Origin of the sequence: Pseudanabaena sp. PCC 6802 (assembly GCF_000332175.1) — a bacterium.
Classification (GTDB): Bacteria; Cyanobacteriota; Cyanobacteriia; order Pseudanabaenales; family Pseudanabaenaceae; genus PCC-6802.
In genome coordinates this window covers 258,374-271,191 of record NZ_KB235910.1, presented here as the reverse complement: position 1 = coordinate 271,191, position 12,818 = coordinate 258,374, and the positions used below count along the sequence as shown (strand labels likewise).

Sequence of the window (12,818 nt, the reverse complement as noted above, 5' to 3'; positions counted from 1 at the left end):
TTTATTGAAAATCGCGAACGTCCAAATCATAACTCAAAATCAGGTCTGGTAGGAACCCAAAGGATCTTTGAGATATTTTCTGCGACTTGGTTCCAGCGTAATTAAATCCTCGATATTGCGATGTAGATTCTGGCAAATATTATCTAAAGGTAGATCGTTGGCATCGAGTCCAAATGGATCTTCGATTTGGATGCCGATTTCTTCAATACCAAAGACTGTAAAACTAATGAGAGCTACGGTGGGACCAGTCAACCACCCCACGGCGCTGACCATCTGAAATGGTAGCGATAGACAATAAATTAATAACAATTGCTTGAGATGAATGGAATAAGCGAGTGGCATCGGTGTTTTTTGAATGCGTTCGCAGACACCAAGTGCATCCACTAAATAATTGAGGAGCTTTTGCATGGCAGTTAATTGGTATCTGTCCAAATTGCCCAACTCTTGCTGCTTTTGCAAATAGTCACCAATCCAAAAAGCAATTTCTAAGGGTGGGTGATTCATTTTCTGAAGCTGAACGTACTGCGATGGCGATAGGAGTGCTTCTATTTGAGTATTGAGGGGTTCGTGCCGTAGATGCAGCTTCATAGAAACTGCAAATGCTGCCAACAAACGCAGAGTAGCTGTTTTTTGCTCGAAATCTTCCGGATCCTTTTCTGTAATTGCAATCAGCATCGATCGCGCCAGATTGCGTACTGAGTTAACGATACTACCCCAGGCTTTACGTCCTTCCCAAAAGCGATCGTAGGCGGTATTAGTGCGAAATACTAACAATAGCCCCATGACAATATTGGGAATGAGACTGTCCAGGGCGGGGAGGGATACTGGAAACCCTTTTGTATGGAGCAGATGAATTACAAGGCCAAACACACCACAAAATGTAGCACGTGGCAAAATCTCAGGGATTACCGAACCTCGATAGCTAAGGGCAATTTTGACCCAATTCCGCTTTTCTGTATGCATATCCTCGCTTACTTGTTCGATCGCGATCGCCGATCGCGTGGGGCATAGATGCGTTCGGGTTGGTGCTCGATATTAATTTCTACCACAAGATCGCATAGATCGGGGCTGCGCATCAATGGCGTAATGAATAATTCAGGGTGGAGCGCTCGCCAGAAATATTCCACAAATTTTTCAACATCCTCATCGCTCATACCATCACCACCTTTGGCGATCGTCTCGTGCTCGGCCTGTAGTCGCCAAAGCTTGCTATAGCGATAGTCTGAGGGATAGAGCAGCATTAAGCTATCCAGTCTTTGCCAAAGGGGCAGATAGGCTTTGAGGCGTTCGTTAGTGGAGATCGCAAATTGACGATCCGCTTCAGTAATAATTGGTTCTGGTGCTGTTGCAAATATTGCCGGATCTACAGGTTGCACTCCCGTAAACCAACCTTCAAACAGGATGATATCTGCGCCTGTTATCGCTTCTGGTTCCGCGCGATCGCCATCGCCACCATACTTAGACTTGTCAAACCGGGGGATGAAGATGGGGGGCTGCTGGTCTTCGGGGGTGGGGGTTGTTGTAGGGACAGCGCCTTGTGCCTGCCCTAACCCTTGTCGCAATCGATCTAATACCTGTATGCCCAGATCTATATCGTGCGTGCCGGGTGGCCCGCGCCAAATCAAACGCGGATCTTGTCGTTGCAATTCCTCTCTCTCGGCATGGGTTTTGTAGAGATCGTCGAGAGATATGCCAATGCAGCTCAGACCCATGCGAGCCAATAGGATTTTTAGAGCGATCGCCAATGTCGTTTTACCCGCACCTTGCCCGCCTAAAATCCCCTGTACGAAAGGACGCGATCTGGCCTTTTGCCGATCTGCCAGCCGCGTGGCTAAGGGTAGCCACAAATCCCATAGAGTATTGAGGGTGCGATCGCGATCGCGACTAAAAGCTGGATGTGCTTGTATCAATGACGTATAGACATCTGGCAGTAACTCCAGGTGTCTTCGTACATACTCGGTAACATTTTGCTGAGTTATACCAAATGCTGCCGCGAACGCTTTTACCTCTGGGAGATCTTTTAGTAGCTGCGATTCTAGAAACTCGTACTGTGCTTGCGTAAGTGGCGATTCCCTTCGGGATGCGTCCCGCCGCATCTCACATCGATCGTTCAACAAATCTAGCCTGCGCCTGCGCTCTTCTGCATTTTTTAGCATGGTTTTAGCATAAGTATAACTGCTCATTATCAATACGATATAATTTGATTATCTACCCTGGGCGGTATGTCAAGCCCAAAATTATGAATTATTGTTAAGGAATCAGGTATACATTTCTTCACACAAATTTTAAGCGGAGGCTCATCGGTCATGGAAAACACAGAACCTAAATTCGGCTTTAACAACTTCTCAGAAACTTGGAACGGTCGTTTGGCAATGCTTGGTTTCGTAATCGGTCTTGCCACCGAATTACTCACTGGTCATGGCATTCTGTCTCAAATTGGCTTGCTGTAGGCGCAATCCTCGGTAAAAGCTAGTTTCATCTCCAAGTCTAGAAAAAAGTAATCCCTTTAGAGCCTGCGCAAGTAGGCTCTATTTTTTTGGTTAGAGGGTTGGTAAATAGAAGTCCAAATGCGACGAGAAGTAGATTCATTTCGATCTTACAAGACAAAGGAAAGAAAGCAGATTAGAACCTGCAATCTTTAATAGTTTAGTCGCGAAACGGTATACTTTGCTAGGGTTCTTATTGAACGCTGTGCGTAAACGTTTATCGATTTTGGCAAATGGCAAAGACAAAGGTTTTAGTAACGGGTGGGGCTGGCTATATTGGCTCCCACGCCGTATTAGCACTGCAACAGTCGGGGTACGAGGTGGTAATTTTAGATAATCTTGTCTACGGGCACCAGGATCTGGTCGATCGCGTGTTGCAGACAGAGTTAGTTGTGGGGGATACAAACGATCGCGCTCTGCTGGACGGTTTATTCCAGAAACACGATTTTGCGGCGGTGATGCACTTTTCTGCCTATGCCTATGTGGGGGAGTCGGTTCAAGCTCCTGATAAATACTATCGCAACAACGTAGTGGGAACGCTGACCCTACTGGAAGCTATGCGAGATGCTGGCATTAAGCAATTTGTGTTTTCCTCTACCTGTGCCACCTACGGCAATCCCGAGAAAATCCCCTTGACCGAAGATCGTCCCCAAAATCCCATCAATCCCTATGGTGCTACTAAACTGATGGTAGAGAGGATCTTAAAGGATTTTGATGTTGCCTATGGGTTGCGATCGGTTTGCTTCCGCTACTTTAACGCGGCTGGTGCCGATCCTGAGGGTAGATTGGGAGAAGATCACAATCCTGAGACGCATTTGATTCCATTGGTATTGATGGCGGCAATGGGTAAGCGAGAATCGGTATCGATTTTCGGATTGGATTATCCTACTCCTGACGGTACTTGCATTCGAGACTACATCCACGTCACCGATTTAGCTACAGCCCATGTCTTGGGTCTGGAGTATCTGCTTAAAGGCGGAGAGAGCGATGTATTTAATTTGGGTAATGGCAATGGCTTTTCCGTGAAGCAAGTTATCGATACAGCGAGGCGAGTAACTGGCAAAGAGATTCCCGTAGTAGAGAGCGATCGCCGCCCTGGAGATCCGCCCGTACTGGTGGGCAGCAGTGCCAAGGCGATTGATATTCTGGGCTGGCAACCGCAGTATGCCGACCTCGAACAAATCCTGACCCATGCTTGGCAATGGCATCAATTTAGACATGGCAATTAATCTTTATAGATAGTCGATATATAGCCATAGACAGATCTGTTAGGACAGGGGGTGTGGGGGCTGCGCCCCCACGCAGGGGTTTCACCCCTGCACCCCGTCCTAAGCCTGTTGGCTATAGCTATATATCCGTTGTTTTTGGGTAGCATGATTAACATAGATGCCCAGGTTGGATGCGCATCTATAGTACGTGCAATATTCAATCGTATTTGGGTTAAAGATATCTATGAGTCGTAAATTTGCTACTGTGCTGGCAATTACTAGCGCGATCGCCACGGTTACAGTCGGAGTGCCTAAGGTATGGGGTGACAATGCCGAACTACCGCCGCAGTCGCCGCAAGTAAGCGATCGCCCCGCCGCAGAACAACCCCAAGCCGATACGCCTGCTGCCAACCCAACGACTAAATCAAGGGAATGCAATAGCAATAAGGATCGCAACAAAGAGGACGAGCTATTTGAAGAGATCTTGAGCTATCGACGCAATGGGGAAAAAGACGACAACTTTTCCTGTTATCTCTGGCAACATATCAATGGCGATATGGCACTTGCCAACAAGCTAGTGCAACGCACGATCGCACACGATCCCAAATGGACGTTTGGGTATTTCCTAGCGGGGGATATCCTCAAACACCAACAAAAGTATGACGAAGCGATCGCCCAGTATCAAAAAAGCATCGCCCTCGATCCGAATAATCCCAAAGGATACGAGTTGTTGGGCTGCGTGTTAGATACCCAGCAACGAAAAAAAGAAGCCGAAGCTGCTTACAATCGTGCTGCTGAGTTATATCGACAACGAATTGCTAAATCACCTACGGATGAAGCAGCATACTCAAAATTAGCTATTATATTGCAACGTCAGAAGAAGTTGGATGAGGCTATTGTTCTGTATCGTCGGGGAATTGAAGTTAACCCGAGAAATAGTCGTTTGTATTCTCTATTAGGACTCACTCTTCAACAGCAAGGCAAGCTAAGTGAAGCTCTTAACGCTTATAGTAAAGCGATAGATCTTGATTCAAAAGATGGTTTTGTGTACCTTTTTTATGGAATGCTTCTCCAGCAACAAGGTCAACTAGATAAAGCAGAAAGCATTTATCGTAGTTTTATTCAATTAAATCCCAAGGATGACATGGGATATATCTACTTAGCTCAAATCCTACATGCTAAAGGCAAAAAGGATGAACTACGATCAATCTTTGCGACTTTGATTGCCCAAGAATCTCACTTTTCTAATTTAGCTAGTGCCTATCTAGGCGCGGAAGATGCTACAGCAATTTATCGGGAAGCGATCGTCAAAAACCCCAATAAGCCTGAAGCCTATAGTAGGCTAGCGAAACATTTAGGTTCGCTTCATAAGTATGATGAGGTAATCGCAATCTATCAGAAGCTAATCGAACTCTCTCCACAGGATTTAAGATATTATGTGTTTTTAGCGGATGCATTTAAGGCTGCTAAGAAATATGACGAAGGGATCGCAATTTATCGCAAATTAATCAATTCTCAGCCTCAAGAGATTCAACCATATTACCAACTAGTTATCTTTTTGAGCGAACAAAGCAGACTAGGTGAAGCAGTGCAGATCGCTAAACAAGCTATTGCTGCTATGCCCCAAAAGCATGAAGGTTATTCTCTCCTAGCAGAGATTTTGCAAAATCAAGGAAAAATAGATGAGGCGATCGCCCAATATCGCAAGGTAATCGAACTCGATCCCAAAGAATACCAGCATTATTGGGATCTAGGCGAATTGTTGCAAAAGAACGGCAAGCTCAACGACGCAGCAGCCATATACCGTCAGGGCATCGCCAACGATCCCGATCGCAATCCCTACACCTATGAGCTATTGGGCAACGTCTTAGCTGAGTTAGGGAAGAAAGATGAGGCGATCGCCGCCTATCGCCAATCTCTAGAACTTAATCCTGAAGAGCCAGGCTCATTGCACGTATCGATTGCCAAGATCCTGAAGCAACAAGGCAAACTGAAAGAGGCTCTGGCAGAATATAAGCTAGCTTTGAGTAATAATGAGGATAGTGATGAAATTAAAGACGAGATCCGTAAATTAGAGCGCGAAATCAGTAAGGGTAGAAACTAGCAACTCTAGCTATGGCAAAAACAAAGTCGAAAGAGATTATGGAGGGATAAGGCACATGCAGCGTAAACTTTCGTTGGGGTTGACGATCGCCACTGCGATCGCTGGAGAGCCGAGTGCATGGGGTGAGCAACAGATATTTCGTCAGATATCGATTAATGCTAAATAGCACCACCACCCATAACTGAAGCCAGATAACTAATTCGATTGACCGTTGCGGAGATTGCATTTAGCCTATCTCCTCTTCACAAAAATCTGAGTGAAATAGTACCTGCCATTAGGACTGAGTGCAACTCCTATGCCTGTCGTATCGTATTGACCCTCTATATTGGCGCGGTGAGAGCTGCTGTTTAGCCATACTTCAACTGCTTGCTGCGTCGGTCGCTGGATTCCGCCACTATAGGCAACATTTTCAGCTATATCGCTATATTCCATCATTTTTTGAACGGCTTTGCGGCGACGTTCAAATCCCTGGTGCCCAAATGCAACACGCCTATCAGCCATTGCTTCGCTGTGCGATCGCGCCATTTGGCTGAGGCGCTCGTCTAAACGTAAGGGTGACAAGCCATTTCTACTGCGGTACTGGTTGATGCGATTGTGGATGGCTCGCTCGATCGCTATACTATCGTCCGTTTGAGCGATCGCACGATCTGGTAAATGCGGTGATTGCGCGATCGCTGAGGGAATCCAAATATTTGACAGCCCGCTAGCTAAGCTAATGACAAAAATCGTTAATTTCTGTAATTTCTGACTCATTATTCTCCGTAATTAAGTGTTATCACAAGTCTCTAAAGTAAATTTACAGATTTTTGCAGAGGCACATAGTTGTTCGCCCACAAGAATTGGTATTACTTGGCTCAATAGCATCGATTGCAGTGACTTTGTAAATTTCTCATGAGTTCCTCAAATTTCGATCTAGATCCTCATGAGTTCCTCAAATTTTAAACAGATAATATAAGGTATAGCGGAAAACTAGGAGGAACAAAGCTATGTTGCAAGCAGTTGCGGGCAGTGAGTTACCTAGCATCCCCAAGGAACAGGCACTCGTACTACCCTTAGAAACAGTAGGAATTGCTGATATACCGCTCGTCGGCGGTAAAAATGCGTCTCTAGGTGAAATGCTGCAACAGCTATCACCTCAGGGCGTGCGCGTACCAAACGGGTTTGCCACTACTGCCTATAGCTATCGCCACTTTATCAAAGCTGCGGGGTTAGGAGAGAAATTACAGCTACTATTCACAGATCTCGATGTTGAAGATCTCAACAGCTTGCGATCGGTTGGCAGACAGGCGCGATTGTTGATGTTACAGACACCATTCCCTCAAGATCTGCAAGATGCGATCGCGGAAGCCTACGATCGACTCTGCCAGATTTACGGTGCTGATACCGACGTGGCAGTACGTTCCAGCGCCACGGCAGAAGATTTACCCGATGCCAGTTTTGCAGGGCAGCAGGAAACCTATCTAAACGTGCACGGGTTAAAAGCCGTGTTGGATGCCTGTCATTGTTGCTTTGCTTCTATATTTACCGATCGTGCGATTTCCTATCGCACGCTTAAGGGCTTCGATCATTTCGATGTCGCCCTATCCGTAGGGGTGCAGAAGATGGTACGTTCCGATCTTGCCGCCTCTGGCGTGATCTTTTCGATCGATACGGAAACAGGGTTTAAGAATGCCGTGTTAGTCACTGCTGCCTATGGTCTGGGCGAAAATGTCGTACAGGGGGCAGTGAATCCCGATGAATACTTCGTATTTAAACCCACATTGATGCAAGGATTCCGTCCCATTATCGAAAAGCGCCTGGGCACAAAAGAGATCAAAATGATCTACGACATCGGCGGTACGAAGCAAACCAAAAATATCTTAGTGCCAGAATCGGAAAGGTGTAAATATGCGATTAGCGATGATGAAATTCTAGAGTTAGCCCGATGGACGTGCGCGATCGAAACGCACTACTCGAACGTGAGGGGTAAACCTACACCCATGGATATCGAATGGGCAAAGGATGGCATTACAGGCGAGCTATTTATCGTGCAGGCGCGCCCCGAAACCGTCCAATCGCAGAAATCGGGTAACGTGCTGCGTACCTATAAGCTCGACGATCGCGGTGAGGTTCTGGTCAGGGGACGTGCGGTAGGCGAAGCGATCGGGCAAGGCGAAGCACGAGTAATCTTAGACGTACATAGAATTGACGAATTTCAAGCTGGCGAGGTACTGGTTACCAACAAAACCGACCCTGACTGGGAACCGATCATGAAGAAGGCAAGTGCCATTATTACCAACCAGGGAGGGCGTACGTGCCATGCCGCGATCATTGCCCGTGAAATGGGTATCCCTGCGATCGTGGGCTGTGGCGATGCCACGCAGCGGTTGACCAACGGTCAAGCCGTAACGGCATCCTGTGCTGAAGGAGAGGAAGGCAAAGTTTATGCTGGTCGCCTGGGATTCCACGTCCAGGAAACTACGCTGGATCGACTACCGAAACTGAAGACGAAGATCTTGATGAATGTGGGCAATCCCGAAGAGGCATTCGGTCTGTCGTCAATTCCCTGCGATGGTGTGGGCTTAGCGAGATTAGAGTTCATTATTGCCAACCATATTAAGACGCATCCGCTGGCACTCATCCATTTCGATGAAATCTCAGATCCACAGGTCAAACGAGAGATTGCCACGCTTACCGCTCTCTACGATCGCAAATCAGATTTCTTTGTCGATAAGCTCGCCCACGGGATCGGCACGATCGCGGCAGCCTTTTACCCCAATCCTGTAGTGGTAAGGATGTCTGATTTCAAGAGCAATGAATACGCCAATCTACAAGGTGGCAGGCAATTTGAGCCTGAAGAAGAGAATCCCATGATAGGTTGGCGGGGTGCGTCGCGCTATTACGATCCCAAGTATCGGGAAGCCTATGGATTGGAGTGCCAAGCCCTGAAGCGCGTCAGAGATGAGATGGGTTTGACTAACGTAATTCCCATGATTCCTTTCTGTCGCACCCCAGAGGAGGGACGGAAGGTACTGGCTGAGATGGAGAAACACGGTTTAAGGCGCGGCGAGAATGGACTGCAAGTCTACGTGATGTGCGAGATTCCCAGCAATGCGATCTTAGCAGATCGATTTAGTGAGGTATTTGACGGCTTCTCGATTGGCTCCAACGACCTCACGCAGCTAACTCTCGGTCTCGATCGCGATTCGGCTCTAGTTGCAGGTCTTTTTGACGAACGCAATGAGGCTGTGATGCAAACGATCGCTATGGCGATCGCCAAAGCCAAGCAAAACAATCGCAAGATCGGGATCTGCGGCCAAGCTCCCAGCGATTATCCCGAATTCGCCAGGTTCCTGGTAGAACAGGGCATTGACTCGATCAGCCTGAATCCTGATTCGGTGTTGAAGACAATCCTGGAATTAGCTAAGGTGGAGGAGCAAGTTAACCAAACTCTCTAAAGTAAACTGTATATAGCGGTTTTCAGATGAAAACCGCTATAATGCTTAGCGATGCCAGCGAGTGGAACCATCAGGCTGGTCGATTAGGGTAATTCCCATTGCTTTTAGTTCGTCGCGAATGCGATCGCTCTCGGCAAAATTCTTAGCTCTTCTAGCAGCTAGTCTTCGCGCGATCGCCTGTTCGATTTGCTCATCTGAGATTTTATCTGACGCAGTATCCGAGGTTGGGCTACTGTCCGGTTTGTTTACCAAACAAGAATTACAATTCATAGTCAACACAAATAATTAATCCAGCCACCACTTCCTTGAGAACTTTTACTGAAACACTGCCTAAACATCGCACAAATCTTTCTGTAGTCACGCTACGCACTTGTAACACGTTTCCTGCTGAGTCCACGTCCAGACCATTTTGTTCTGTTTTGAGAATGGGAACCATGAAAGGGCGATTTTGGAATTTCGGTTGCCATGTAGCGATGGGAATAATAATTCTCATAGGGATAGTGCTGAACAGATCGGAACTCACAATCAATGCAGGTCTTGTTTTTTGAATCTCTTGGCCTCTAGTTGGATCGAGTTGTACTAGCCAAATATCTCCTCTTTTAGGATCGTTCATGCTCGATCTCCCAGTCTTCTCCGTCTAGTATTGAGAACTCAGTCAGTTCAGGGTCGTATAAAAAATCATCAGCCGTAGCAGAGATTGATGGAGCGAGCAGTTTATGTCGTTCTGCAATGGGAAGTTTGGCAATTTCAAGCAGAGTTAATGTTTGTTGCTTTGTTGTGGCTAACTTATGAGCCAGAAATTCCACAAAGTCTAGAACTTCACGTTGTTGAGCGGATGGTAATTCACGAAAATGTGCAACCATTGCTTTTTCCATATCCGTAGACTCTTTTTCCCTATCTGTGTTGTTAGCTAACATATACAGCTCGTCTCATCTCATGATATCGTACAATTGCAGACATTATTTAGCTTGCCTTCTCAGCGATGCCAGCGAGTCGAACCATCAGGCTGGTCGATTAGTGTAATTCCCATTGCTTTTAGTTCGTCGCGGATGCGATCGCTTTCTTTCCAGTGCTTGGCTTGTCTTGCTTCCTTGCGTTGCTGAATTAACAATTCAACCCTTTGGCTTTCACTAGCTTTGATAACTTCTGCTTCAGGTTGAATCCCCTTATTAATTGATAAGGTAGTACTAGAAGTTGCTTCCCTATGATGAGCTTCTAAGCCCAATATTTGAGTAAGGTGTAATAAGGTTTGCCAAATCTGAGCTAATTCGCGAGGTGCGATCTCGGTTTTACCAGAATGGATGAGAATATTGCGCTCGGTCTTCAGGGTTTTGGCTAGCTCGAAAATTGTGGCGATCGCCACCGAGGTATTGAGATCGTCATCCATTGCTTCGGTGAATCGCGTTACATATTCGCTATTTAATAGTTTCTCTGGAATATCCTTCCATCCTAATTGTTTGCCAAACTCAGACCCGAATAGCAAGCCATCTTGAATTGTTTCCCATGCTTTAGTCGCCGCATTAATCGCATCCTCAGTAAAATCAATTGGTTGGCGATAGTGGGATTGCAGGATGAATAAGCGCACTGCCATCGGATCGTAATGCTCTAGCAGAGCGCGAATTGTCGTGAAATTATTGAGGGATTTTGACATCTTCTCGCCCTCAATATTCACGAAACCATTGTGCATCCAGTAATTTGCTAAAGGCTTATGCGTTATTGCTTCCGATTGCGCGATTTCATTTTCGTGGTGGGGGAACTGCAAATCCGCACCACCAGCGTGGATGTCGATACTGTCGCCGAGGCGCGATCGCACCATTGCCGAGCATTCAATATGCCAGCCCGGTCGCCCCTTACCCCAAGGTGATTCCCAAAAAGGCTCGCCAGGCTTTGCTGCTTTCCAGAGCGCAAAATCAAACGGATAGCGCTTGTGCAGTTCGGTGGCATCAACGCGACCGCTGGCTCCTGCTTGCATGTCTTCTAATTTGCGACCGGATAGCTTGCCGTAGCTGGGGAATCGACGCACGGCATAATAGACATCGCCATCAACGGCGTAGGCGTGTTCGCTGTCAATCAACTGCTCGATTAGATCGATAATGGCGGGAATAGATTCTGTAGCGCGGGGATATTCGTCCGCAGGTAGGATATTCAGCCTTGCCATATCCTCGTTATAGGCATGAATGTATTCCTCCGCAATCTCCTCCATCGTCTTGCCGCGTTCTTTGGCTCGATTGAGAATTTTGTCGTCTATATCCGTAATATTCTGGACGTAGCGCACCTGATATTTAGTGGATAGATAGCGCCGTACCATATCCCATACCACATAGGCACGGGCATGACCGAGATGGCAGTAGTCGTACACAGTCACCCCGCAAACATACATTTTGACTTTTCCCGCCTCTAGGGGATGAAATTCTGCTTTCTTGCGCGTGATGCTGTTGTAGATACGGAAGGTCATGATTGGCTAATGAGAAATCTCCTAAGATCTTATCCAGCTTAGCAAGTAATCGGCTGCATATGCCGCACCATTGCCAGTAACTATTTGTTTGGCTTTAGCGGCAACGCGCGATCGCACCGATGCATCATTTAGCTGCAACAAAGTTGCCCGCAGCGTTTCGCTATCGTATGGATTTACCATCCAACCTGCCTGACTTTCAGCAATACGCTGGGCGCGGCATACCTGATCGTCAACCTGTCGCGGTAAGGGAACCCAAATAGTTGGTATACCATTGTGTAATAATTCGGCGGCAGTGTTGTATCCCGCTGCGGCGATCGCGGCATCAAAAGCACCCCAGCACTCCGCCAGCGGATAGTAGCTAATTTGCTGCACGTTAGGCGCGTTCGACAAATTGGCTGCCACTGCCGATATATTGCCTAAGGGCGGGCGAGCACAGACAAACTGCCACTGTGGCAAGCATTCTGCCTGTGCCAACACCCATGCCAGTAACTGTTCGTATTCCGGATCGCCGCCACCGCCAAACCCAACGTATAGCAACTGCCCCTCCAGGGGGAGCTGCAAGCGCGAGCGGGCTTGTTTGGGGTCGAGTGCCTCCATTTGCGATCGCAACAGCATGGGACCCGCCCACTCTACTGGGACGTGCGGCGGCACGGGCAATTCTACCTCGCCTTTGGTATGGGGTACCAAAATCAGGTCGTACATGGCCAGCAAATCCTGAAACCATTTTTCACCGCATACCGCCGATTTTTGCTCGCGATAGATAAATACTCGCCGTCCCTCCCACCGCAGGACGGGCAAGAGTTCCTGCGCTGAACCCGCTGGGAAAGTATCGACAATCAGAACGTGCGGGCGGAAGGCAGAGATCGCATTGGTTACCACTGTATGCAACAGGCAGACGTAAGTGCTGTAGTTTAAACCGCTGCGGCGACATGCCGCTTGTGATGGGACTTTGACGCTAGCAAAGCCTTCTTGCCACAGTAGAGATTCTGCTTCCGACGAAGTTAGAAATAGGAACTGCGATTCCGGCGATCGCTGCCGCAGTTGATGGGCTAGTCCCATGAGACGGGTGAGATGCCCTAAGCCCAAACCATTGACCGCGTAGAACAGCCAGCGCTTCTTATTCATGCG

Annotated in this window: 11 protein-coding genes and 1 pseudogene; 4 read left to right on the top strand and 8 right to left on the bottom strand. The window is 47.5% G+C overall.

Features of this window, described 5'->3' with window-relative positions; genetic code table 11:
* Positions 1–39 precede the first annotated feature (39 nt).
* Both PSE6802_RS0101260 and PSE6802_RS0101255 read right to left on the bottom strand, forming a co-directional pair.
* Positions 40–963 carry a bestrophin family protein gene (locus PSE6802_RS0101260; protein WP_019498265.1) on the bottom strand — a complete coding sequence of 308 codons (924 nt, stop codon included), beginning with the start codon at positions 961–963 and terminating at the stop codon, positions 40–42.
* 8 nt (positions 964–971) lie between these two features.
* Entirely contained in the window at positions 972–2,183 is a 1,212-nt protein-coding gene (locus tag PSE6802_RS0101255) for a zeta toxin family protein (RefSeq protein WP_202950663.1), read from the bottom strand.
* 123 nt (positions 2,184–2,306) lie between these two features.
* Here PSE6802_RS0101255 and PSE6802_RS0101250 point away from each other — a divergent pair, with 123 nt between their 5' ends.
* The 3 genes from PSE6802_RS0101250 to PSE6802_RS0101240 all read left to right on the top strand — a co-directional run bounded on the left by PSE6802_RS0101250 (position 2,307) and on the right by PSE6802_RS0101240 (position 5,798).
* Entirely contained in the window at positions 2,307–2,450 is a 144-nt protein-coding gene (locus tag PSE6802_RS0101250; RefSeq protein ID WP_019498263.1) for a high light inducible protein, read from the top strand.
* A gap of 269 nt (positions 2,451–2,719) precedes the next feature.
* On the top strand, positions 2,720–3,715 hold the full coding sequence (galE, locus tag PSE6802_RS0101245; protein WP_019498262.1) for a UDP-glucose 4-epimerase GalE: 996 nt from the start codon (positions 2,720–2,722) through the stop codon (positions 3,713–3,715).
* Positions 3,716–3,938: 223 nt separating this feature from the next.
* Positions 3,939–5,798 (top strand): tetratricopeptide repeat protein, encoded by a 1,860-nt coding sequence (locus tag PSE6802_RS0101240; RefSeq protein WP_019498261.1) that lies wholly within the window; start codon positions 3,939–3,941, stop codon positions 5,796–5,798.
* Positions 5,799–6,029: 231 nt separating this feature from the next.
* Here PSE6802_RS0101240 and PSE6802_RS0101230 read toward each other — a convergent pair whose 3' ends face one another.
* Complete coding sequence (locus PSE6802_RS0101230; protein ID WP_019498259.1) at positions 6,030–6,551, bottom strand: CAP domain-containing protein; 522 nt, start codon at positions 6,549–6,551, stop codon at positions 6,030–6,032.
* Between the two features lie 233 nt (positions 6,552–6,784).
* Here PSE6802_RS0101230 and ppsA point away from each other — a divergent pair, with 233 nt between their 5' ends.
* The gene (gene ppsA, locus PSE6802_RS0101225) at positions 6,785–9,235 is read left to right on the top strand and encodes a phosphoenolpyruvate synthase (protein WP_019498258.1); all 2,451 of its coding nucleotides are present in this window, start codon (positions 6,785–6,787) and stop codon (positions 9,233–9,235) included.
* A gap of 45 nt (positions 9,236–9,280) precedes the next feature.
* Here ppsA and PSE6802_RS0101220 read toward each other — a convergent pair.
* From PSE6802_RS0101220 to PSE6802_RS0101200, 5 genes and pseudogenes are all read right to left on the bottom strand, one after another.
* A pseudogene (locus tag PSE6802_RS0101220) lies at positions 9,281–9,436 on the bottom strand (CysS/YqeB C-terminal domain-containing protein); the annotation flags it as partial.
* Between the two features lie 58 nt (positions 9,437–9,494).
* Positions 9,495–9,848: a type II toxin-antitoxin system PemK/MazF family toxin gene (locus PSE6802_RS0101215; RefSeq protein WP_019498256.1), complete on the bottom strand. Its 354-nt coding sequence runs from the start codon at positions 9,846–9,848 to the stop codon at positions 9,495–9,497.
* Positions 9,835–10,152 (bottom strand): DUF2281 domain-containing protein, encoded by a 318-nt coding sequence (locus PSE6802_RS27290; protein ID WP_019498255.1) that lies wholly within the window; start codon positions 10,150–10,152, stop codon positions 9,835–9,837. The genes PSE6802_RS0101215 and PSE6802_RS27290 overlap by 14 nt, the downstream gene beginning before the upstream one ends.
* 59 nt (positions 10,153–10,211) lie before the next feature.
* Positions 10,212–11,690, bottom strand: coding sequence for a cysteine--tRNA ligase (gene cysS / locus PSE6802_RS0101205; RefSeq protein ID WP_019498254.1), 1,479 nt, complete (start codon positions 11,688–11,690; stop codon positions 10,212–10,214).
* 21 nt (positions 11,691–11,711) lie between these two features.
* On the bottom strand, positions 11,712–12,815 hold the full coding sequence (locus tag PSE6802_RS0101200) for a glycosyltransferase (protein WP_019498253.1): 1,104 nt from the start codon (positions 12,813–12,815) through the stop codon (positions 11,712–11,714).
* Between the last annotated feature and the right edge of the window lie 3 nt (positions 12,816–12,818).